Source organism: Agrobacterium sp. CG674 (genome assembly GCF_053521645.1).
This window is the reverse complement of record NZ_JBNWDZ010000017.1, coordinates 1-22,174: the sequence shown is the minus strand read 5'-3', so window position 1 is coordinate 22,174 and position 22,174 is coordinate 1. Positions and strand designations below refer to the sequence as shown.

24 protein-coding genes and 1 pseudogene are annotated in these 22,174 nt (G+C 56.4%); 10 read left to right on the top strand and 15 right to left on the bottom strand.

The window, feature by feature from the left end:
* Window positions 1-429: pseudogene (locus ACQZ51_RS23195) on the top strand (hypothetical protein); the annotation flags it as partial.
* A gap of 9 nt (window positions 430-438) precedes the next feature.
* On the opposite strand, the gene tnpA reads toward ACQZ51_RS23195, so the two are convergent.
* The 3 genes from tnpA to ACQZ51_RS23180 form a co-directional block, all read right to left on the bottom strand.
* Complete coding sequence (gene tnpA / locus ACQZ51_RS23190) at window positions 439-870, bottom strand: IS66-like element accessory protein TnpA (protein ID WP_448780886.1); 432 nt, start codon at window positions 868-870, stop codon at window positions 439-441.
* 505 nt (window positions 871-1,375) lie between these two features.
* On the bottom strand, window positions 1,376-1,693 hold the full coding sequence (locus tag ACQZ51_RS23185; protein ID WP_448780884.1) for a type II toxin-antitoxin system RelE/ParE family toxin: 318 nt from the start codon (window positions 1,691-1,693) through the stop codon (window positions 1,376-1,378).
* On the bottom strand, window positions 1,683-1,964 hold the full coding sequence (locus ACQZ51_RS23180; protein WP_448780882.1) for a ribbon-helix-helix domain-containing protein: 282 nt from the start codon (window positions 1,962-1,964) through the stop codon (window positions 1,683-1,685). The genes ACQZ51_RS23185 and ACQZ51_RS23180 overlap by 11 nt, the downstream gene beginning before the upstream one ends.
* A 269-nt stretch (window positions 1,965-2,233) precedes the next feature.
* Here ACQZ51_RS23180 and ACQZ51_RS23175 point away from each other — a divergent pair, with 269 nt between their 5' ends.
* Window positions 2,234-3,382 (top strand): epoxide hydrolase family protein, encoded by a 1,149-nt coding sequence (locus tag ACQZ51_RS23175; protein ID WP_448780880.1) that lies wholly within the window; start codon window positions 2,234-2,236, stop codon window positions 3,380-3,382.
* Window positions 3,383-3,741: 359 nt separating this feature from the next.
* Window positions 3,742-4,290 (top strand): lipocalin family protein, encoded by a 549-nt coding sequence (locus ACQZ51_RS23170; protein WP_448780878.1) that lies wholly within the window; start codon window positions 3,742-3,744, stop codon window positions 4,288-4,290.
* A 1,110-nt stretch (window positions 4,291-5,400) separates the two neighbouring features.
* Here the strand turns inward: ACQZ51_RS23170 and ACQZ51_RS23165 are convergent.
* From ACQZ51_RS23165 to ACQZ51_RS23150, 4 genes are all read right to left on the bottom strand, one after another.
* Entirely contained in the window at window positions 5,401-5,571 is a 171-nt protein-coding gene (locus ACQZ51_RS23165; RefSeq protein WP_448780876.1) for a hypothetical protein, read from the bottom strand.
* Between the two features lie 186 nt (window positions 5,572-5,757).
* Window positions 5,758-6,771: an ankyrin repeat domain-containing protein gene (locus ACQZ51_RS23160; protein WP_448780875.1), complete on the bottom strand. Its 1,014-nt coding sequence runs from the start codon at window positions 6,769-6,771 to the stop codon at window positions 5,758-5,760.
* 21 nt (window positions 6,772-6,792) lie between these two features.
* Complete coding sequence (locus ACQZ51_RS23155; protein ID WP_448780874.1) at window positions 6,793-7,803, bottom strand: alpha/beta fold hydrolase; 1,011 nt, start codon at window positions 7,801-7,803, stop codon at window positions 6,793-6,795.
* A 13-nt stretch (window positions 7,804-7,816) separates the two neighbouring features.
* The gene (locus ACQZ51_RS23150; protein ID WP_448780872.1) at window positions 7,817-8,869 is read right to left on the bottom strand and encodes an NAD(P)-dependent oxidoreductase; all 1,053 of its coding nucleotides are present in this window, start codon (window positions 8,867-8,869) and stop codon (window positions 7,817-7,819) included.
* Window positions 8,870-8,929: 60 nt separating this feature from the next.
* Between ACQZ51_RS23150 and ACQZ51_RS23145 the strand changes: the two genes are divergently transcribed.
* The gene (locus ACQZ51_RS23145; RefSeq protein WP_448780870.1) at window positions 8,930-9,541 is read left to right on the top strand and encodes a TetR/AcrR family transcriptional regulator; all 612 of its coding nucleotides are present in this window, start codon (window positions 8,930-8,932) and stop codon (window positions 9,539-9,541) included.
* 57 nt (window positions 9,542-9,598) lie between these two features.
* On the opposite strand, the gene ACQZ51_RS23140 is transcribed toward ACQZ51_RS23145, so the two are convergent.
* Both ACQZ51_RS23140 and ACQZ51_RS23135 read right to left on the bottom strand, forming a co-directional pair.
* A complete protein-coding gene (locus tag ACQZ51_RS23140) occupies window positions 9,599-10,165 on the bottom strand; it encodes a TetR/AcrR family transcriptional regulator (RefSeq protein ID WP_448780868.1) in 567 nt (188 codons plus the stop codon).
* 2 nt (window positions 10,166-10,167) lie between these two features.
* On the bottom strand, window positions 10,168-10,632 hold the full coding sequence (locus tag ACQZ51_RS23135; protein ID WP_448780866.1) for a nuclear transport factor 2 family protein: 465 nt from the start codon (window positions 10,630-10,632) through the stop codon (window positions 10,168-10,170).
* Between the two features lie 135 nt (window positions 10,633-10,767).
* On the opposite strand from ACQZ51_RS23135, the gene ACQZ51_RS23130 reads away from it, so the two are divergent.
* A complete protein-coding gene (locus tag ACQZ51_RS23130; RefSeq protein WP_448780865.1) occupies window positions 10,768-12,324 on the top strand; it encodes a 2Fe-2S iron-sulfur cluster-binding protein in 1,557 nt (518 codons plus the stop codon).
* A gap of 53 nt (window positions 12,325-12,377) precedes the next feature.
* Here ACQZ51_RS23130 and ACQZ51_RS23125 read toward each other — a convergent pair whose 3' ends face one another.
* On the bottom strand, window positions 12,378-12,989 hold the full coding sequence (locus ACQZ51_RS23125) for a TetR/AcrR family transcriptional regulator C-terminal ligand-binding domain-containing protein (protein ID WP_448780863.1): 612 nt from the start codon (window positions 12,987-12,989) through the stop codon (window positions 12,378-12,380).
* Window positions 12,990-13,049: 60 nt separating this feature from the next.
* Here ACQZ51_RS23125 and ACQZ51_RS23120 point away from each other — a divergent pair, with 60 nt between their 5' ends.
* Entirely contained in the window at window positions 13,050-13,493 is a 444-nt protein-coding gene (locus ACQZ51_RS23120; protein ID WP_448780862.1) for a nuclear transport factor 2 family protein, read from the top strand.
* Window positions 13,490-14,341 (top strand): NAD(P)H-binding protein, encoded by an 852-nt coding sequence (locus tag ACQZ51_RS23115; RefSeq protein WP_448780860.1) that lies wholly within the window; start codon window positions 13,490-13,492, stop codon window positions 14,339-14,341. Before ACQZ51_RS23120 ends, ACQZ51_RS23115 begins: the two co-directional genes overlap by 4 nt.
* A gap of 324 nt (window positions 14,342-14,665) precedes the next feature.
* On the opposite strand, the gene ACQZ51_RS23110 is transcribed toward ACQZ51_RS23115, so the two are convergent.
* From ACQZ51_RS23110 to ACQZ51_RS23090, 5 genes are all read right to left on the bottom strand, one after another.
* Window positions 14,666-15,124 carry a VOC family protein gene (locus ACQZ51_RS23110; RefSeq protein ID WP_448780858.1) on the bottom strand — a complete coding sequence of 153 codons (459 nt, stop codon included), beginning with the start codon at window positions 15,122-15,124 and terminating at the stop codon, window positions 14,666-14,668.
* A 172-nt stretch (window positions 15,125-15,296) separates the two neighbouring features.
* Window positions 15,297-15,680 (bottom strand): type II toxin-antitoxin system VapC family toxin, encoded by a 384-nt coding sequence (locus tag ACQZ51_RS23105; RefSeq protein ID WP_448780856.1) that lies wholly within the window; start codon window positions 15,678-15,680, stop codon window positions 15,297-15,299.
* Window positions 15,677-15,877: a type II toxin-antitoxin system VapB family antitoxin gene (locus ACQZ51_RS23100; protein WP_448780854.1), complete on the bottom strand. Its 201-nt coding sequence runs from the start codon at window positions 15,875-15,877 to the stop codon at window positions 15,677-15,679. Before ACQZ51_RS23100 ends, ACQZ51_RS23105 begins: the two co-directional genes overlap by 4 nt.
* A gap of 195 nt (window positions 15,878-16,072) precedes the next feature.
* Window positions 16,073-18,331, bottom strand: a complete 2,259-nt coding sequence (locus ACQZ51_RS23095) for a methyl-accepting chemotaxis protein (protein ID WP_448780852.1) — start codon at window positions 18,329-18,331, stop codon at window positions 16,073-16,075.
* 769 nt (window positions 18,332-19,100) lie between these two features.
* Window positions 19,101-20,003 (bottom strand): LysR family transcriptional regulator, encoded by a 903-nt coding sequence (locus ACQZ51_RS23090; RefSeq protein ID WP_448780850.1) that lies wholly within the window; start codon window positions 20,001-20,003, stop codon window positions 19,101-19,103.
* A 109-nt stretch (window positions 20,004-20,112) separates the two neighbouring features.
* On the opposite strand from ACQZ51_RS23090, the gene ACQZ51_RS23085 reads away from it, so the two are divergent.
* Genes ACQZ51_RS23085 through ACQZ51_RS23075 form a run of 3 tightly spaced genes read left to right on the top strand, consistent with a single transcriptional unit; the run spans window position 20,113 to window position 21,761 of the window.
* On the top strand, window positions 20,113-20,835 hold the full coding sequence (locus ACQZ51_RS23085; RefSeq protein WP_448780849.1) for an SDR family oxidoreductase: 723 nt from the start codon (window positions 20,113-20,115) through the stop codon (window positions 20,833-20,835).
* A gap of 39 nt (window positions 20,836-20,874) precedes the next feature.
* Window positions 20,875-21,396, top strand: coding sequence for a carboxymuconolactone decarboxylase family protein (locus tag ACQZ51_RS23080; RefSeq protein ID WP_448780847.1), 522 nt, complete (start codon window positions 20,875-20,877; stop codon window positions 21,394-21,396).
* Window positions 21,393-21,761, top strand: a complete 369-nt coding sequence (locus ACQZ51_RS23075) for an Atu4866 domain-containing protein (RefSeq protein ID WP_448780845.1) — start codon at window positions 21,393-21,395, stop codon at window positions 21,759-21,761. Before ACQZ51_RS23080 ends, ACQZ51_RS23075 begins: the two co-directional genes overlap by 4 nt.
* The last annotated feature ends 413 nt before the right edge of the window (window positions 21,762-22,174 follow it).

Below are 22,174 nucleotides of genomic sequence, written 5' to 3'. Positions count from 1 at the left end.
GCCGCCAACTGCGCCATCAGCACTGCAACATCAGGTTCACCGGCTCTGTTCATCACAGTTTTGAATCTGAACCGCCCGGCCGCGTCAACTGCTCAGATCATCCCTTCAGCCGACAATCTCATATTGCCGCAAGGGATGGCGGACCATCGCGTCGATATCGATGCCGTCGAGAACCCAATGAAGCTGTTCTGTCGTCAGCGTCACCACCGGCACCTCGCGGCGCGGCCATCGGAACTTGTCTTCGGTCAACCGTTTCAAAACCAGCACAAAACCGGATCGATCAAAAAACAGGAGCTTCATCCGGTCACGCCGTCGATTGCAAAATGCAAAGACAGCAGGAGCGAACGGATCGAGCGCCATTGTCTCCTGGACCAGGACCGCAAGGCTATTGATCCCGCCCTGAAGTCGATCGGTTCACGATGCAGGTAAACCTGGATATCAGCGTTTAGCTTGAACATGAGCCAGCGCTCCGATGATCGTTGTCAAAGCGTCCACGTCACCGCATTCAAGCGACAGCATCACGCCATTTGGCAACGACGCTCTCACCTTCGAAGGGGAGCGGGTCGCGTGCGCTCTGCGTGCCGGCTCTTCGTTCCCTGCATTTGGCATCTCAATATCGAACTTGCCGCTCGCCGCCGTGATCTGAACCGGCACGAACGCCGATGTCGACGACACAGATACGTGCCGAGCATTCTTGATCCATTTCCTCACAAGGTTTGCGTTGACCCCGTGTTGAAGCGCCAGCCGTGATACCGAAACCCCCGGCTCTGAACACGCCTCGACCAGCCGCTGCTTCCATGCGGGATCATAGCGACGCCGGCGGTCGCGATCTTGTTTTGAGGAGGGGAATTTAAGAGTGTCTTTGTCCATCAAGGTGTCCACCTATGTTAAGTGGAAACCTCCATGCCTGACAGCATTTAAGAGAGGAAGGCGTATAGAAACTCGCGCTTACGAAACTCGCGCTTACCAACTAGGGCCTTTTGGCTCCGCATTAGCATTGATCGGTCATGTTTGAGAACGACCGTCGAACCGTCGAACAAGGTTCTCATATTGTCGCATAAGAGCACCTCGTCTGGTGTCATCAGTGCCGGTCTCGCGCAGCGGCGATCGAGCCTGCATGGCCGTAGAGCGGTCGAGGTCGACTTTAAGGATATTGCCTCGAAAAGTACCCACTATTCGCAGTGGATGACATCGATGTCAAAAAACCTTAAGCGATATTAGAACGGCGTCTCGCGATACCACTTCGTTGATCTTACACAATTTCTCAGTATTGTCGGCGACGCGTGTTCAGTGGTTCGTTTTTTCCGCACACTCGAAATAATGTGGCCGCAGGTTCGGCTTGGTTCAAAGCGTTCGGTACTTTGCCTTCATCCCATCAGGTCTTAAACAGCGCGGAGAGGTCACGCCGTCCGTCCACCACTCGGACGACCTCGACGGTATCAACAGGGCCGTCATCGGCGTCGGGGCTTATCTCATAGAGAATCACATAGGGCGCTTCGACCAACATCCGAGCGGTTCGGAATACTTCCGGGTGACGCTCGCCCAAACGCGGGTGCTCGATCAGCAATTCCGCGTTGCGGCGAAAATTGGCGAAGTACCGCTCAGCGCTGCGCGGTTGCTCTTTCCCCATTTCGATGTAGATGCTCTTTACGTCGCCGCGCGCCTTCAGTGTCCAAAGAAGCTTAACGGGCATGGGGAGCGGCAGACGCTATTTCCTGGCGTGCTTCATCCAACACCGCATCAAAATCCACTTCGACCGCAGGGCCACTAGCCTTGCCTTCTTCCCACATCACACGTAGCTTGGCGATATCTTCGATCTTCTGCATCCATTTGGCCGACCAGTCACGCATAGCTTCGCGAACAACGTCGCTTCCGCTAGCATAAGCGCCACTTTTCACCGCGTCACGCAATAACTCGGCGTGTTGGGGTGTCATTGAAACGCTGACCTTTTCAACATTTGGCATAGGTGACCTCCAAAGGCATTTGGTAGTAATTTTTACCACCAAAGGCTCAGAGTGGCAACATCGTTGCAGGGTCTCTTGGCGCACTGCTTCAGCCGCAAGGTCGCTACGGAGACGGCTTGACGGAAGTTGAAATTACGTGCCGCGGGTTCGGTTCCGTTCAAGACCATGGAAACCGCTGATGATACGTGATCGAATGAATTCGAAATTGCTGTCTGCTCATTCAGTTCACATCGTTCGCAAGCGCCAGTATACAATTCGAGGAAAGACACATGATCATTCGTCCATTCGCGATCGCAGTTGCCGACGAAGACCTCATGGATTTAAAGCATCGTCTGTCCATGGCCCGATGGCCTAAGACACTTGACGATGCTTCCTGGGATGATGGCGCAAGTCTTGCCTTTCTCCGCAGGCTGGTAGACCACTGGCAGAACCAATTCAACTGGCGCGCGGAAGAAGCGCGGCTCAACGAACTGCCGCAGTTCGTAGGATCGATCAATGGCACCGATATTCATTTTATCCACCAAAAGGGCGCCGGACCGGCACCTTTGCCGCTGATCCTCACTCACGGCTGGCCGGGTTCGTTTACTGAGTTCGAGCGCATCCTGCCGCTCCTGACCAACCCCGGTGCGCACGGTGGCGATCCGGCAGATGCTTTCGATGTGGTGGTCCCCTCGCTTCCCGGCTACGGGTTTTCGTCCGCGCCTCTAGAGCCGGGCGTCGGATCCCGCGCCATCGCCCGCCTTTGGCGTGAACTGATGAGATCGCTTGGATATGAGCGGTTTGGTGCGCAAGGCGGCGACATCGGCGCAGGTGTGTCCACGTGGTTGGCGCGCCTGTTTCCGGACGCGGTTCTCGGCGTTCATTTGAATTACGTGTCGGCAGGGTTCCGTCCCACTCTAGCTCCTGGTGACAAGCCGTCGGAAGTGGAGCGGGCCTATCAGATGAGTGCCGCATCGTGGGCCGCGGCCGAGGGGGCATACTCGGCGATGCATTCCACCAAACCTCAGACTCTGGCCTTCGCGCTTTCGGATTCACCGGTGGGACTGGCAGCCTGGATTTCAGAGAAGTTTCGCGCGTGGACGGACTACGACGCTGATCTCGAAAGCATTCTTTCTTTGGATACGATTTTGACCGATATCTCGCTCTACTGGTTCAGCGGCAACCTCAATGCCTCTCTTCGGCTTTACAAGGAGAACCGCCTCGACCCTCTCATCTTTGCCCCGAATGAACGACTGACACCGCCGTTGGGGATGGCACATTTTCCCAAGGAACTGCCCATCCCGCCGCGGTCTTGGGTCGAGCGGGTTGCGGACGTCACCCGATGGTCGGAAATGCCGAGAGGCGGGCATTTTGCTGCGCTCGAGCAGCCAGATTTGTTGGCAAATGAGATCAGGGAGTTTTTCCGGCCGATTCGCTGAGATCGAAGTTGACGACGCGTCCCCATTTCATGGCATCGGATGATGCGGCTTCATTTCGCGTAGAACCCCGCAGGTAAGCGCACTCCATCGTTAAGTGTTTAAGAAGTCTAGCTGTTCAGTTCTGCCGCCAGTTGAACCACTTTTGCGTATTGCTGTGATCCGCAGTGAAATCGGTTTGCTACTGAAAGGTTATGAATTCACCACAACGGAGAGGTCACCGCCGAACGCAAAAGTGATTCCATTGTGGCGATCAACATCGGCACTGACAATTGATCGGCTTCGGTCGTACGATTTCTACGGCTAGCCGAGGATCGGCGCACCTTCAAAGCGGACGAGCGGCTGGAACTTTCGGTCACCCAATGTATTCTGACGGCATGAAACTAAATATCGCAATCATAACGCTGTTAGGCGCCGTGTTGGCTGCGTGCAGCCCAGTTGGGCATTCAGGCAATCCGTCTGTACCTCAGCCAGTCAAACCGGTCGAAATCGACCGATACCTAGGTCACTGGTTCGAGCTGGCGCGCTATGAGAACCAGTTCGAGCGCGGTTGCGAGGCGGTTTCTGCTGACTACTCACTTCGCAAAGATGGTATGTTCCGCGTGCTCAACACATGCCGCGAAGGCGGAATAAATGGCAAGCGCAAAGAATCCGAAGGCAAGGCAAAAACTGTGCCGTATAGTGGCAACGCCAAGCTCAAAGTCTCTTTCTTCGGACCGTTTTCCGGGGATTACTGGATCCTTGATCGCGCCGCGGATTATTCTTGGTCGATAGTCGGCGAACCTTCAGGTCGATATTTATGGATTCTGACGCGGGAACCAAAACCCGCACAAAAGACCCGTAACATGCTCGTCGAGAGGGCCAAATCGCTCGGATACGATGTCGATATGCTTCGATGGACGCAGCATTAGACGCATCGTCTATGCTGCCCGTTTCGCCGTGGAAATTCCTTGGCGAAACCGGCGATGAGCTCGGCATAATCCTTCACATCCCCGAAGCGATTGAAAGTATTTCACTTTCGGGTCAACTTGTCACCAGCACCTACGTCACTAGATCAACGTTCAAATGGGCATGAGGGCGGTTTGAATGATCGCTTAAAATCAATTACCGTCATACGCACTGGTCTCAATATCTCTCGTTACAGTACCAGGTGGTGTCGGCTTTTAACTGTTGACCTTGTTTCCAAAAAACCATTTATCGCGGAAATAGCTCGTTGCCATCGCCAGACAATTGACTTCAGCAGCAAGAGCGCAAACTGACGTCATGAGCATGACGACAGATTTTGTGGGCGAACTTGTCTGTGACGCGAACCGGATCGCTTAGCGGCAGGAACGATGAGAAAGCTCGACGGAAAAAGCTGCCATCATAGGCGGGAGCCGTGGAGTTGGTCTCGCGACTGCCCGTCAATTTATCGCTGAGGGAGCGCGAGTGATATTACTGGTCGCCGCCAAAACGTTCGACAACGCGCTGACGGGCCCCGTTGAAAATGCTATCGAAAGCCGCGCTTTTCCGCGACGAAACTACCGCGGAATCCGCTTGGATGTGCTTAGTCCAGGTCCGGTCAAAACCCCATCCATCGAAACGTTAGATCTTGACTCTCCTCAAACCGAGTCGGCGCCCCTAAAGTCTCGTCTACAGTATTTGAGCATGGGTTGGCGGTTGTGATCGGTCGGCAACTAGCCTATGTCGTTCTCATCAGAAGTCCTGATTCAGTTGGGACTTTGATCGGTATTTGCTTTCGCGACCCCTCTAACCAAATTGCAAATACCATCAACGCCAGTCGTGCTTAAGTCGGTAGACCTAAACGTCACGAGCTGTGATGGGCCTGTGTCATAGCTGCAGGGTGCCCTTTATTGTCCAAGTATTTCGTTTCGATAAGGTGCCTGTGATCCGATGACGATGAACCCGCGATGGACCGCACCGGTCGTAACATTGATCTTTGGAATATTGTTCTGGCAGCTTGTGTGTTATTTAGGCAACGTCGATGAACCTTGGGATGCCGCCGCATACTGGTACGCTGCCTATCCGTTATCAGTAATCATATCTGGACTGGTCGCGTGGTTTTCCAGTAAATTGTGGTACGCAGGAGCGATCATCACATTCGCGCAGTTGCCTGCGTTGGTCGTTGCAAACAACGGCACTTCAATACTGATCGGCCTCCCTTTTTTGCTCGCCTTGTCGCTTCCTGCCATCGCGACATCCGCGCTTGCAACGCGGTTGCGACGTCGGGCTTGAGATTGAGAGGACGCTTCCTCCTAGCGCTGAACGCAATGAAGAGCTGCTAACAATCCCGGCAGAGAATTCGTGCTTAGGCTCATCGCCCCTCATGCGTCGCCGCAGCACTTGCTGCGACAAACGCAATTTCTGATGTGGCGTGATCAGGCAGCCTGCTGACTGTCGCTGCTCAGGATTTCAACGATCCGGTCATAGCCATAGAGAGTAGCGAGGCTCAGTGGTGTCATCCCCGAGTGAGTTTTCAGATCACGGCGAGCACCGGCTGACACCAGAGACGCTACGGCATCGGCGTATCCGTGCCACACAGCATCGTGCAAAGCGGTTAGACCATTGTAAGGTCCCTGCGCATCGAGCTCAACCTGTGTGGCCCCCTGCTTTGTTGATGAGGTCAGAATATCGATATGATCCGCCTTTCCGAAATAGGCAGCATCGTGAAGTGGTGAACCACGCATGAGACCGATCGTACGGCGAGGATCTGCCCCAGCATCCAGTAATACGCGCACTATTTCGGCATGGCCTTCGCGAACTGCGAGACCGAGAGGCGTGTAGTCGTCATCGAATGTCCCGGTTATGGGCACCCGAACCTCAAAATCCGCGCCATCTGCGATCAGCCGCTTCACCTCCTCAATATTACCGGCCTTGACTGATGAGATGATCGACAAGCTGGAAATGTGCTGTTCATCCGCCTCATCTCGTTCCTCAATAAGCGTTGCGATTGCCTGCAGGTCGTCATACTTGGCGATGTCGAGCGCGGTCTGTTGCCAGTAATTCCGTATGGTGGTCCGCGTTCGCCGCGACAGCAGAGCCCGCACGACAGATTCGTGCTTGTGAAGCACGGCATCCATCAAGGCGGTATTGCCGAGAACAGGCGATTGTTGATCGATGAAGGCTCCGTGGTCCAAGAGCATCCCGATCACGTCGGCGCTGCCGGACTGTGCTGCCTTGTGGATTGCCGTTGCTCCCATACGAGGTTCCGCCGCCAGCAGGTCCGCCCCGGCGGTCAGGAGCAAAGCAACAGCTTGCGCCTGCCCAAGCGCAGACGCGATCATCAATGGCGTGAGACCATCGGGGCCTCTAGCATTAACCTCCGCCCCGGCGTCAATAGCGCATTTGACCGAAGCAAGATCGCCTGTACGAAGTGCGTGAGAAAGTGTCATGGTCTTATGGTCCTTGATTGGTTAGGCAGTTGCTGAAAGGGTGGCATTAAGGCCGTTCAGAAATTTGATGATTTCGGTATTCACGCGTTCGCGGGCCTCATGATGAGGCCAGTGACCGACACCTTCCAGGCGCACGATATCGACGAGCCCAGGCGCTGTCTCGCGCATCTCTTCCACTGTCGGTGGGACGGGGTGGAACAGTCGGCACAACCCGTCTGCATCGCCCCAAATATAAAGCGATGGCTGCTTGATCAGCACATCCTTGTAGGCAGCGAGATGCTCAAACGTCGCCTGCACGCCACGGTACTGGTTCAGGCCGCCTCTGAAGCCCGTTCGCTGGAACGTTTCGATGTTGTGTTTCACATAGGCTGGATCGGCCCAGCTCGGCAGCACGTCAGGTGCAGGTCGGAACATATTCCGCTTTGCATCGATGGGGTCCCAGCCGGTTCCTTCGACGGGCTCGCCCGAGAGCCAATAAAGTGCACTCGGAATAGTCTTGCTGGCATCGCGGATCCGGTCATCCGTCTCCGGCTTCATCATGTCGAAAGCGTAATAGAGATCGCCGAGACCGCGATTGCGTAGCAAGTCCCATGTACTCAACTCGCCCCGTGGCAGGAACGGGATGCCAAGCGTTATGATCCCGTTGAAACGATCTGGTCGCATGACCATCGCCCGTTGCCCGTGGTCGGCACCCCAGTCATGCGATACGATCGTTGCGGTAGGCACCTGCAAAGCATCAAGAATGCCAATCAGGTCGCCAACAATTAGGGCCCCACTGTAAAGTGCGGGATCGTCCGGGGAATAGCTGTCGCCAAAACCCCTCATGTCCAGCGCGATCGCGCGGTACCCGTTTTCTGCAACAACTTGCATCTGGCTACGCCACGTTTCCACAGTGTCTGGAAATCCGTGCAAGAAAAGCACGACTGGACCACGGCCTTGTTCAACGACATGGAAAGAGGCACCGTTGGCCTCGATTTGCGAATGAAGTACGGGATGATCCGTGGCGGCTGATAGTAAACTGGGTTGGCTCATTTTCTGCTCCAATTTATGCTTGATGCGAGCCTTGCGGCGCGTGTTGGATCGGCTCCAATTCCATGACTTCACCACCTGAAGCGCGAAGCCTTTCAAGGTATGTGGAGTGGTCGATGAGTTGGGCCGGGAAGTAGAGACCCGGTCGAGGCGCATCGCCTTCGAGACCAGCCAGGCGTTCAAGAACGAGCGCGACACCCAAACCCGTGAGCGGCATCTGCCCACCGGGGTGAACGATCGCGTGACGTTTCCGAAGCGGCTGCCCGGCGTGATCCAGGCCCGAAAGGTTGATGATAATTTCCGTCGATACCGGTCCGCCATTCCGGCGGGCGGAGCTCATTCCGATGGCCAAGTCGAACCGAATATCAGGTGCGTCGGTTGCGTTTGCCAACAACAGGACGTCGTTCGGCGAAAACAGGTTCGCGTTCAACTCGGTACCGTCGATTGCGCGAACCTTTGACTTGGTTTCGTCGCCATGGCACCACCGCCACGCGCCAGCAGTTCTTATAAGAGCAGCAGCACCCGCATACATCTGGCGCTCAAGGTCTGCAATTGCCGCAGGTCCAAACGCATCTTGCTCATCGAGCACCGCCTCGATGTGAAAGTTTTCCAGACGACCAAATTCTCGGGCGAACAAGAGCGACGGTACGCTTGTCGCACCAACCAGCCACTCTGTACCCAAAACGACGGGCGCGGCGGCAGGGTTTTGCATGAATGTCGCAGTTTCCAAACCGAGTTCGCTGATGCTTGGCGAGATGTTGATATACCCGGCACCTTTTTGCTGGGCCCAGCGGAGAGCTGCCCCGGTCTCATCGGTAAAAAGCGTTGCGACTGCCGAGACTCGCCGCTCGCCTAACCCCAGGTCGGACGCAGTGAGGTCCACGACCACCGCAGACGCGCCGTCGACAACTGCTGCTGCTCGTATCGCCCGTTGTTCGTCGCGACCGCCAATGAGGATTGGTACATCAGGATGTTGGTCACGCAAGAAGCGTGTAGCCCAGCGCCCGACCTCACCAGCGCCGCCGATAATCAGGATTGGGTCGTGCAGACTTTCAGAAGCTTGTAACATTGCGACACCTACGTTTTACTAATACCTACATATGGTAGGTTACTAAAAGTAGGTACGCAAGTGGAAAAACCAAAAGTCGCTGTCGACAACAGGACCGCGGGCCGTCTTTCAAAGCCCGAGCGGCGTCAGCAACTCCTGGAGACGGCGCGCTTAATCGTTCGGGAGGAAGGTGCTGATCGGCTGACGTTAGGCCATCTGGCAGTGCGTGCGGGCGTCTCCAAGCCTGTGACTTACGAGCATTTCGAGACCAGAACGGGTCTGTTGATTGAACTCTGTCGTTGGATAGACACCGAACGCATCGCCGCGTTTCGCACGCTTATGGCTGAGCAAAATCGATCTGCGGAAGAGACTGTTTCGGCTTTGGCTAAAACCTATCTGGCTTGCGGAACCGACCAGGGTGACGAATTTCATGCTGTCGGCGCAGCGCTTGCAGGAAGCGAAGAGAAAGCAGGCGTTTACCAGGAGTTAGTCGACGCCGTGATCGAAATGTTCGTGGAAGTTCTCCGGCCTCACTCAAGCTTACGGCCGGAATCGCTGGCGTTGGCTTCCGCGGCTTTGGTTGCAGCAGGAGACGCGTTAACAACGGCCGTTACGCGCGGGAATTGTTCTGCTTCTGAGGCAGAGGAGGTGTTTTCGGTTCTCATTGGAGCTGTGGCCCCAGGTAAAGTTTGAGAATTGATGCCGGGCGCCAACAACTCTTAGTTTTTCAACAGTAACTGAGCAGTGCGGTCATATTTCAATAACCAGTAAACGCCTCCGGAGCTGGTCCATGGCGCGTTGAAACACGGCCGGGTTGTCCAGCGCGCGCGACAACACTATTGCGCCCTGTATGGACAGCACGGCATCTTCCGAGAGGATACGCGCTCGTTCATCGTGCTGGCCCTGCCGAACGAGCGCTGCTTGCAACGCGTCTACCCAGCTTGCGAAATAACCCCGAACGGCCTGCGAGAAGCGGTCTCGTGTATTGGAGACGGCCAAGGCGCCAACCAGGCATACACGCCTGCCGGATTTGAAGTAATTCGTGACAGCATCAAGCATTGCATCGATGGCAGCATTGGCATCGCTCCCGCTCCGCAACGGGGCGTATACAGCATTTTCGAACCATTGCTCGATTTCGGTGAGGACAGCTCGCACCATTTCTTCCTTCCCGCCGGGAAAAAAGTTGTACAGGCTGCCCTTGCCGAGGCCCGTTGCTTTGCCAATCAAGGCAAGGCTTGCGCCTTCATAGCCGTGTTCACGGAACACTTCGGCCAGGGAAGCTATGGTGTCAGATCTTTCGGCGACCATGCGGGCCATGACTAGAGACCCAAATCGCTGAGGCCAGGGTGGCCATCCGGCCGACGGCCGAGCGGCCAGTGGAGCAGGCGCTCGCTTTCAGAGATCGGCATCTCATTGATGCTTGCATGTCTGTGCGCCATCAACCCGTCCTCGCCAAATTCCCAGTTCTCATTGCCGTAAGCGCGGAACCAGCGACCGCTATCGTCATGATATTCATAAGCGTAGCGCACGGCGATACGGTTACCGGCAAAAGCCCAAAGCTCCTTGATGAGACGATATTCGTGCTCCTTGTTCCACTTGCGTGTCAGAAATGCCTGGGCCTCGTCGCGAGTGGTGCAGAACTCCACGCGATTACGCCAACGGGTGTCGAGCGTATAGGCCTGAGCAACCTTGGCAGCATCGCGCGTGTTCCAGCCATCTTCGGCCAAGCGAACCTTCTCAATTGCAGTTTCCAGGGTGAAGGGTGGGAGTGGAGGGCGTGACATCGAGGGTCCTTCTCAATTTGTACTGATTGGTACTTGCTTTACCGTACGGTACAATGTGCTCTGACGTGTTGCCTGTCAAGCACGTAAAAATCGGAAACATATCTGCGCGATCCAGCAACGCGACAGTCTTCCGAGGTGATTGTTTCAAATCGGCTCGACGCACATCAGCGTGGCATTATCGAAACCGCCGACACGTTCTTCGTGGCGTCCTATGTGGACTTAGAGGGTGAAGGACGGAAGGTGGATGCCTCCCATCGTGGTGGCCGACGCGGTTTCGTTCGTGTCGATGCCGATGGTGGCCTGACTGTGCCGGATTTCAACGGCAATCTGTTCTTCAACACGCTTGGCAATTTCGCCGTCAATCCGCGCGCCGGGCTATTGTTCGTCGATCATGAGACGGGTGACATGCTGCAGATCGCTGGCAGCGTCGAGATCATACTGGATTCACCCGAGATCGCTGCCTTCGAGGGCGCCGAGCGTCTTTGGCGCGTCATGCCGGAAAAGGTAGTGCTGCGCAAAAATGCACTGCCACTGCGCTGGAGCTTTCTCCAAGATGGCATGTCGCCAAGCAGCTTGATGACGGGAGACTGGCGCGAGGCCGCAAGCCGCTTGAAGGTCGCGGCCCAGGCAAAAACCTGGAGGCGCTTCCGCGTTGAGCGAACAATCGAGGAAAGCTCGACGATCCGTTCGCTGCACCTTGTGCCGGTCGATGACGAGGCTGTCATCCCGCATCTGGCAGGCCAGCATCTTCCGATCAGCATCACGGATGGCACGGACACAATCCGCCGCAGCTATACAATATCGAGTGCTCCATCGGACGGCTTCTACAGGCTGAGTGTGAAGCGCGAAGGCCGGGCATCCACACTCCTGCATAAAATGCGGGAAGGCGACGAGATCGAAGCTCTATCGCCTTCTGGAGCGTTCACAATCGATGCAACAGAACGCACCCGTCCGGCCGTGCTCCTTGCAGCTGGCATCGGCATTACGCCCTTGCTGTCGATGCTGCGTCATGTCGTCCATACAGGTGACAGAACGCGCTATCGCCGTCAGGTATGGCTGTTCAGGTCGTCGCGCACCTCTGCCGAAAGAGCATTCGACCGCGAAATCGGCGAATTGGTTGCGCGTAGCGAAGGGACCGTTCGGGACATCAAGGTGCTCGGTGCGCCCGATGTCGACAGCGACGGCGACGGCCTTTTTGATGCAGTCGGCCGCATCGACATGACGCTGTTGAAGGCAAAGTTGCCATTCGGCGACTATGACTTCTATATCTGCGGACCGTCGTCCTTCATGCAGTCGATGTATGACGGGCTCCGCGGGCTGAACATCGCAGACGGTCGCATCCATGCGGAGGCGTTCGGCCCCTCCGGCCTGAAGCGCGACTACGCCGTTGACATATCGGCGAAGCCGCGCCAGCCTGCCCCTTCGGTTCCGACGCCTGTCGTCTTCACACAATCTTCAAAACAGGCGCAATGGAGGCCGGACAGCGGCTCCTTGCTGGAACTTGCAGAGCAAAGTGGCCTCAACCCGCCCAATGGCTGCCGAGCTGGCAATTGCGGGGATTGCCGGACGAAGATCGTCAAGGGAGACGTCAGTTATCTCTCCGAGCCTGGCTATGCGGTCGCAGATGGCGAGGCGCTGATTTGCTGTTCGGTTCCTGCACAAGGGGAGGAGGGTTTGCAACTCGAATTGTGAGTGCTGCGAATTCATTGTCAGAATACTTGATAGCCCTCTCACCTTGTACAACGTCAAAGACATTTCATCGCAGCGCTAAGCGCTTTCGCTTGTCGCTCGATTTCAGCTTTGCTCATCGAGCGGTTCGTCACAATCATGCGCCAATAGAGCGCCGATGGAATCATATCCAGCGCCATTTCGACGTCGATGTTTGCATTGAGCTCGCCGCGTGCGATAGCACGCTCGATCAGGGCAGATCCCGCAGCTCGACGAGCCTGAGCGAGCTTCTTCAATGCGGTAACGAGTTCGCTTTCACGAGCGGCTTCCGCGTAAATATCAGGCAATATTCTGCGCACGAGCCGATGACGAAGCGCGCGTCTCATCATCAGCAAGTAACCTTCGAGCTCTTCGATGAGACTCCCCCGCGCTGACACATCAGTAAGCTTCAAACCAAGCTCCTCTATTGCATCTGAAGCCAGTGCAAGCTTCGATGGCCAGCGGCGGTAGATTGCGGCTTTGCCGGCACCTGCCCGCGTTGCGACCCGCTCAAGGCTTATTCCGCCATAGCCGTAGAGGGCCCAATCTTCAAAGAAGGCCCGAACCAAGGCTTGTGTCAGATCAGTGCGCATGACCGCAGCACCGCTGGGCTTACGTCGAATTTCTTCGTCGATACTCTTGCGTTCCATCCAAGGTGCTCCATATACTGGATGGAACGATAGCGTTCCATCCATTGGGAGTAAAGCACTGTGACCAACAAAGCCGACCAATTCCCAAGTCTGTCGTCTCTTTTGAGGCAGGCTCTGGGTGATCTAGTTTCGTCTGAAGCGACATCGTTTCTCGATATGTGCGATGACAATATCGTTTTTGAGTTTCCCTACGCGCCTGAGGGATTTACCGAGCGTCTTGTCGGCAAACCAGCCCTTGAGGCCTATCTTCCAACTGTAGCCGATTTGCTGACAATTAAATCGATGAACCTAAATCGGGTTATCGTCGCCACCGGTTCTGAGGCAGCCACGATCGAATTTAGCTGCAAGGGATATTCCAACGAGACAGGCATACGGTACGATCAAATCTATGTCTCGGTGGTCGATTTGAAGGGCGGGCTCATTACGCGCTACCGCGATTACTGGAACCCGCTTATCCTTCTCTCGGCAACGAAACCTTCACCTGTCACGACGGAGGCTCAATGATGGAGAAAGATAAGTCAGCGAAAATCCTTGTGACAGGCGGAACCGGAACCACCGGACGATTGGTTGTGGAGGGCTTGAGAGAGCGGGGGATCATTCCAGAGATAGGCACGCGCACTCCGTCTCGCGAAAGCGAGGTTCTGTTTGACTGGCAGCAGCCGGAAACTGCGCGGAGAGCTTTTGATGGGGTAGATGCGGTGTACATTGTCGCTCCGACAAATACGAGCGACCATGGTGCAGTCGTCCCGCCCGTCCTCGATATTGCGCGCTCCTGCGGTGTCCGGCGCTTTGTCCTGCTCAGCGCGTCGTCGTTGGAAGCCGGTGGGCCGATGATGGGGCAGGTCCACACGTATGTTACAGACAACGTGCCAGAGTGGACAGTTTTGCGTCCAACCTGGTTTTTGCAGAACTTCTCTCACCAACAGCACCAGATCACCATCCAGCGAGAGAATGCAATTTACTCGGCAACTGGATCGGGCCGGGTCGGCTTCATTGACGCGAGCGATATCGCCAGAGCGGCTGTCAGCGCTTTGCTCGAAGACCAACCCTGGAACCGGGATTTCATTCTGACCGGCCCTGAAACCTTGTCCTACGCGGATATTGCGTCCAAGCTGAGCGGCATTCTTGGCCGTAACATCCGACACGTTAATCTCGACGTCGATCAACTGGCCGAGCGATATCACGCGGGTGGTCTGGATAAGGATTATGCGCAGACGCTCGCTTCAATGGATAAGTGGATAGAGGACGGGAATGAAGACCGCGTCACCGACTGTGTGTTTGTGCTAACGAGACAAGCACCGAAATCAGCGGACGTATTTATTCGGGAAAACCACCAGCGCTGGCTATCATGAAGTCGACCTCCACACCGCCACCCACAGAGCGCGTGCATGGTAAGAAAGAAGCGCGGCCCGATGGTTCGAATCCTCTCAAGGCGTTTGTATAACGCCTTCTTCCGAGATCGTTACTCTGATCGCGAATGAGGAAACACTGAGAAAAAACAAGTTCGCCAGCCAGATGCTGACGAACCGTAATAGTCACTTTGAACGCAAGGGCACCATTCGTGATATCCTTCGTCAGGATCGATCTTGCTGCGAGAAACCCAGTAGGCGTAGAGGGCTCCTAGCAATGGAACGGAAAACCCTCACAAGGTTCAGCTTTCCCGGACCGAAGGGGCGTTACACGACGCGGGAATGTTCAACAGGCGGCTGCATCAGCTCTATGGTGATACCATCTGGGCCGGAGATGTACGCGACCATTGTTCCGCATCGGGGGCCGGCTGGTATTGGCTGCGGCGAACCCTTCACTGCCCACCCCGCCCTCTCAACCCGCGCAATCGCCGTGCGGATATCCGTAACCGTGAAGGCGATGTGCGCGGCGCCGATCGCACCCGCGCTACGAGGTGTCTGGCCCAACGTACGGCCTGTCGAATATTCGAGAAGCTCGATAGGGTAGCCATTTGGAGCAGTCACCAGCGCCATTCGGCAACGCGGATCGTCAACCCCCGTGGCCTCCCGTAGGAACTCCCCACCCATCTCTCCTCGCCGAGTAAGGTCGAAACCCATCGCCTCAGTCCAGAACTGGATCGCCTCCTCCAACGAGGCGACCGAGAACCCCGTATGGTCCACAGCTATCACGCCCGCATCTTCGGCCATTTTTTAATCCTCTCATATCGAACAGTTGCGTCCCGCTACAGTAAGCCGTTCGCCAAACAAGTCACAGCACTTGCAATCCCTTTAGCCATTTTATAGCTCGGGTTCGATTCCCCTCAAGAGCCTCAATGTTGGTGAGCGGTCCTGCGTTAATGTTCTAATGAGAGGCGTGCGCGTGCGGATAAAGTGCCGCACCAACTTTTTGCGCTGCGGTCGCGAGGCGCTTATCTCTTGTCCACAAGCTTGATCGCCGGTCGAGCAATGTTGAAGTCAGTAAGTGGGCATCTGTGTAACCAATCCCCATGCTGAATATCGAATGGCGATCAATAATCGTCATTACCTCTACGTGGGTCGCGATCATTGCTTCGCGTTGAGCTGCTAGGAAAGCTAAAACTGCACCTCGTTCTCTTAGGCTACCGAGCGCCAGTTCGCCGACAACGAATGGGTGGCAAAGCAGCTGGTCATCATTGATGATTTTTCGAAGTTCTGCGTCGTCGTATCGAAAATGATCTATCCAGATCGAGGTATCTACAAGGATCACTTGACCACGTCGCTCCGTCGGCGGGGCGCTGCTTCAGCCTCAGGCATAGAGCCGCCAAGCGCGATCAACCGTTTGCCGGATTCCACACGCACAAGCGTCTCCAGCGCTTGTCGGACGACAGCTGCTGTTTCCTTGGTGCCCGTGAGGGACTTGGCCCGCTCCATAAGATTGTCGTCGAGATTTATTGTCGATCGCATATTCTAGCTCCCGTAAATGAGTAGCTCGTATAGCACCATTTGGTGCGGAAATCTACGACCTGTTGAGTGCAGCTGATATCTTCATGTTCACGGGTCGCAGGTTCGTATCCGCTCAAGGCGGCGGATGCTCTGCAGAAGAGGAGAGACGGGGGCCTGAAGCTCCCGTCACCGCTTTATCAGTCAATCAAACGCTAATCAGAATTCTTCCCAGCTATCGGTCGCCGTTGCTGCGTTGCTGCGGCCAGTAAAGGCTTTGGCAATCTTGCTGACCATGCCGCGGGCCGGTGACGCGGCAGGCGTCGAGCGGTGCGAAGCTACCATCCCCGATGCCGCATTGCGCAGGGCGGCGGCTTGAGTGGTTCCATTGGATACGCTGCCTTGTCCTAGCTGGAACTGGCTGATCAGTTCGCGCAGGCGTCCGGCTTCGGCTGCAAGAGTGGCACCGGCCGCATTGGCTTCTTCCACCATGGCAGCATTCTGCTGGGTCACTTGGTCCATCTGATTGACAGCGGTGTTGACCTCAGCCAGTCCCACCGACTGCTCGCGTGACGAGGTGGCGATCGAGTCCATGTGCTGGTTGATCGTGACGATATGAGCTTCGATGGAGCGAAGCGCTTCGCCAGTGTCCTTGACGAGCTTGACGCCGGCGCTGACTTCTCCTGAAGACTTCCCGATTAGGTCCTTGATTTCCTTCGCAGCCTTGGCCGAACGCTGTGCTAGTTCGCGCACTTCCTGCGCGACGACTGCGAAACCCTTGCCGGCTTCACCGGCGCGAGCCGCTTCAACACCGGCATTGAGTGCCAGCAGGTTGGTTTGGAACGCGATGTCATCGATGACGCCGATTATGTTTGAGATCTGGCCCGAAGATTCTTCGATACGGCCCATCGCGTGCACAGCATTGGCAACTACAGCACCGGACTGGCGGGCGCTTTCGTTCGCCTCGATGGCGACAGTACGGGCTTCTTCGGCGCGCTTCGACGAATTGCCGACATTGACGGTGATCTGATCGAGCGCCGCAGCGGTCTCTTCCAGTGCAGCGGCCTGCTGTTCGGTGCGCTTTGACAGATCGTCGGCGCTGTTACTGACTTCGCGTGAACCGCTGTCGATCGAGCTGGCTGCCTCAGAAACCGAGCCAAGCGTGCCGCGCAGCTGTTCAACAGTGGCATTGAAGTCGGCGCGGAGGCTTTCGAAATCGGGAGCGAATGGACGGGCGAGCTGGAATGTCAGGTCGCCGGATGAGAGATGCTTGAGGCCGGTCGCGAGACCACTGGTCGCTTCGGCCATGGCCTCAGCACGGATGCGCTGTTCCTCGGCATTCTGATGGCGCTGCTCCTCGGTCATGTTGCGCTGCTCCTCGGCTTGGCGCTCCAGTTCCTTGGTCTTCAGTGCATTGTCTTTGAACACCTGTACGGCGCGCGCCATGGCGCCGGTCTCGTCGGGACGGTGCTCGCCTTCGATTTTGGCAGTTAGGTCTCCCGCGGCCAGCCGCGACATTGTGCCGGTCAGGCGTCCGATGGCATTTCCGAGTGACCTTGCGAATAGCAAAAAGGCGGTGAGGGCGATGATTGAAGTAAGGACAGTGACGCCAAGCATGGTCCACAACGCGGTACGGGCTTCAGCGGTAATCGTCGTTGCATCGGTACCGATTTCGAAGACACCGATCGTTTCTCCGGCAAACGAGCTGAAAGGTACTGCTTTGATAAGCATGGCGCGGCCTTCGAGCACGGTCGTTTCAAACACCGGCTTGCCGTCAAAGGCAGCCTGAATTTTATCTGAAGGCAGAAGTGCGTTGCCGCTCTCCGTCGATGACTGGTTCACCAGCTTACCCTCGGAGAGCACATTGACGGAGATCTCTGCACCCAGCCTTTCAGCTAACGGCGTAAAATAGGCATTCGACAATTCGGTACCGATGTCAACGACGCCGACAACGTTGCCATTGAACAGGACTGGCGCAACTGCGTATATGCCGATGCCAGTTCGCCCTGGTTCGATGCCGGCGGCGACTTTTCCTGTTGAGACAGCTGCTGCGACAGTTTTACGGCGGGCCAAGTAATTGTCGCCAAATTTTTCTGGGGCGTGGGCCCGTGCGATTACGTTGCCTTTAGCATCGGCAATGGTAATGTTTTGAAGCCCACCGATTTGCGCAACCGATTTGATGTTCGTGGAGAACTTCTCAAGAAGACGTTGTCGATCGTTCGTGCCAATATATCCAGCAATGTCAGGCTCACCCGCGAACGCCAGCGCGAGGGCTGAGGCGGAACGTTGAATGGCGGCCATATCCGTCTGTATGACGTTGAGATCACTGCTCGCCATACTCTGCAGTGCTTTGTCGTTCATGTCAGCTTGGCGGTACCAGGCTAAGCCTCCAATCGCTGCGCTTGCGAAAAGGACAGCGGCAAAGCCGTAGCCCGTAATCTTGATCCAAAGCGGTTTTTGTACAGCTTCTGCAGTCATTCGTGTGCCCCCCGGCAATATGAGATCGGTCCGCCGGGACAATCTGCGAGAAGCCTCAATATTTAATAAAAATTACTATATTAAAGAATATTTCTTCTTTGCTCTACCGCCGTTCGATTGAAGCGGGTCAATGCATGACCTGAAAATTTGCACTCTTCCCAGCAAGTCCCTGAAACCAAAAATTCGAGAAAAATCGACGATTTTCGCTGGATGCCTCAAGGGCCATTGATCGATGGTGGCGCCAGGTATCGCGCGTTTTGCACCCATGTTGCTTCAGGTGGAATTTGCTAATGGCGCTGTTCTATGATTGTGCACCATGCACCGCCTTTTCGCTCCCAAGGAATAAAGCTTTGAAATATACATTTGCCCGGCATCGTATACTTAAAGGATGAAAGGCCAGCGAAAGACGCCATCGGCAGATATCTCTCATGCTCGGGCTGTTTTCGTCCACAGGCCCATCGCCGCCGCGCGCAGTTCGCGATTGTGGCTGGAAGAAATGTCGTGTCTTGAAACTCGGAGAGAACCGTCAGAACGCCCGTCCGCTGCACATTGTGTCCGCTTCCATAGCGGTTTGCCCAGCCGTAGTCGGCCCCAAATCCGTCGTTCGCAATAGAAGTGCCTGCTCTGCCTAGCGAGTAGATCAATGGGCGAGATACAGTGGCAGTGTGTCTTTGCTCCAGACCCCAGGGCGCATGTGTCTTTGCCATCCGTGCACTCAGAAACGTGATACCTACAGCGATGGCGAGATTGCACTTGCCGTGCTCCCAGATCATCCGGCCGTGGGGCGAAAGCTGCGCAGATGTTCCACCAGTGCTCTCAGCTTCGGCGCCATGTTGCGGCGGCTCGGATAGTAGAGAAAGAAACCAGGAAAGCGCGGGCAGAATTCTTCCAAGATCGGCACAAGTTCACCGCGTGCGATTTCCGGCCGGAAACTGTCCTCCATGCCAAAGCTGATCCCGGCGCCTACCGTCGCGAGCTTGATCATTAGTGCCATATCTGTGGTCGTGATCGTATCGGCCACTGTCACCGAGAACTCCCGGCCGTCCTCTTGAAACTCCCAACGGTACGGGGCGAGGTTCGCCGCTCGACGCCAACCGATGCAGCGGCGGCTTGCAAGTTCGCTGGGGTGGCGCGGCGTCCCGAATTGCTCGAGATAGCCTGGCGACGCCACGGCCAGTTGGCGCTGCTCACCCGAGACCGGCACGGCGATCATGTCTTGGGCAATGACTTCACCGAGCCTCACCCCCGCATCATATCCTTCCGCGACGATATCGAACTCCTCGTCGGTGACGGTTACATGCATCGTCACATCCGGGTTTTCCCCCAGAAAGGTGGCCAGCAGCGGCCCGGACAGAAAGCTCTCGGCAATCGACGAAACCGCAAGCGTCAAACGTCCACGCGGCCGCCTACGAAGGTTCGCGGCCGCCTCCATAGCGCTCTGCATCTCGAGAAGTGCTGGCGCCGCCTCGGCATAGAGCCGTTCGCCGGCCTCCGTCAGTGACACGCTGCGGGTCGTACGGCTGACCAGCGCGATACCGACCGTCTCTTCGAGCCTGCGGATCGTCTGGCTGACGGCAGAGCGCGTGACGCCCATCCGGTCGGCAGCGGCGCGAAAACTCTTTTCCTCCGCAACGAGAGCGAACACAGCAAGCGCGTTAAAGTCCGGCAGCATTGGTTAGAAATCCTTACCTCGCAATGAAGAAATAGGTGGTTTATCACGACAATGCCCCAGGCTTATCTTCCTGACAACCGCAATAAAACGGACGAAAGAGGAGAAAGTCATGGACAAGGTTGTTCTCATTACAGGCGCTTCCAGCGGAATCGGTGTCGGCATTGCGCACGAATTGGCAAAGGCCGGCGCGACCGTCGTGCTCGGCGCACGCCGCACGGACCGTTTGGAAGCCGTCGCCGAAGAAATCCGTGCGGTCGGCGGGAAGGTCATGACCCGCAAGGTCGATGTCACTGATCGTGCCGATATGGCAGCCTTCGCCGAGGCCGCCCGCCGGGAATTCGGCCGTATCGACGTCATTGTCAACAATGCCGGCGTCATGCCGCTTTCGCCGATGGCTTCGCTGAAGGTCGATGAATGGGACAGGATGATCGACGTCAACATCAAGGGCGTGCTCTACGGCGTTGCTGCCGTCCTGCACGAAATGACCGAGCGCGGTTCGGGCCAGATCATCAACATCGCCTCCATCGGCGCACTGGCGGTGTCACCGACGGCGGCCGTCTACTGTGCCACCAAATACGCTGTCCGCGCGATCTCCGATGGCCTTCGCCAGGAAAACGACAAGCTGCGCGTCACCTGCATCCATCCGGGCGTCGTCGAAAGCGAACTGGCCAGCACAATCACTGATCCGAGCGCGATCGAAGGCATGAAGACATACCGTGCCATCGCGCTCACGCCCGATGCCATCGGTCGCGCCGTGCGCTTTGCCGTCGAGCAACCCGAGGATGTCGACGTCAGCGAGATCGTCATCCGCCCGACCAGGGCAGCTTTCTGACCAGCCACTCAGAAACCAGCCAGTAAAGAGGAGGTTATCATGTTTCAGCAGATCAGGACTCATCTCGCAGCGGCCGGCGCCGCCTCACTTCTCGGCCTCTTTCCCAACGCCGCTCTCGCCCAGACCACGGACGAAAGGCGCGAGCGCGGGGCTGCGGTGATCCAAAGCCTGAACAACGGTATGACGCAGCCAACGCTTGAAGGCATGCGGCGGGAATTCCCGTTCCTGGCCGAGGCGACCGAAGCCTATGCACTGGGCGACGTCTGGTCGCGCCCCGGCCTTGACAACCGGACGCGCCAGCTCGCTGCCGTAGCGGCCTTCGCCGCCATCGGCGAGCCCGGTTTTATGAGGGTTCATGCCGGTTATGCGCTCAATATCGGCGTGTCGGAGGAAGAGCTCAAGGAGGTCATCTACATGGTGACCGTGCCGGCGGGCTTCCCCAAGGCAATCGCCGCTTCGCAGGTCCTGTCGCAGCTCTTTGCAGAGCGACGCCAAGACAACGGCAACGAACCTGCCAAACAAAGCCCCCCGACGACGACAGGTGTGGAGGCTCTGCCATGAGCAATCCTCTCCTGATCATCGCCGCCATCATCGTCCCCACCGCAGCCTCTCTGGGCGCGGTGGCCCCTATCGCCAAGGCAGAGGACACCATGCCCATTCAATCCAGCACCCAGGCCCAGCCGCAAAACCATCCCTATATCGGCATGTGGGTTACTGGCGACGGCCGTATTCGCCAGGAACTTCTGCCAACCGGCCGGTATGACGAGGCTCGTGGCAACCGCCGTAGCGCCTATCAGGGCCGCTACGTTGTAACTGGCAATCACATCGACTACTGGGACGACACGGGCTTCACTGCCGATGGCACCTTTATCGACAACGACACGCTTCACCATGGCGGCATGGTGTTTTACAGGGAAAAGTCATAGCTTCGCTAACTCTGTACCAGAGGCGGTGAACTGCCATAGAACAACAATCTTATCCGGCCAGAAGTGCCAGTTCTGTTAGCTTCGGCACAACCCGTTATGTCACAGCGAATGCGTCGCCAACGGAATTTCGTGTGGTGTCAGCTTTTCATCGCGGCGCATTAGGTTCGACGCCTCTAACGACGGGATCGTCAGTTCGATACCTTTCAAGGCGATGAATATATGCTATCGGAATCACTGTCTCGACCTGAAGAGAGCGGGCCAATCGCCTGGCTCGATCCCGCCACATGATTGCTGCAACGACATTTCCGACAGACGTAAGCGGGAAGCTGACCCCATCTGGCGTAGTTAGATCGTACGGCTGTATTGCAGATAGACGATTCACAAACTGTGAGCTTCTATGTCTGCGCCTAGCT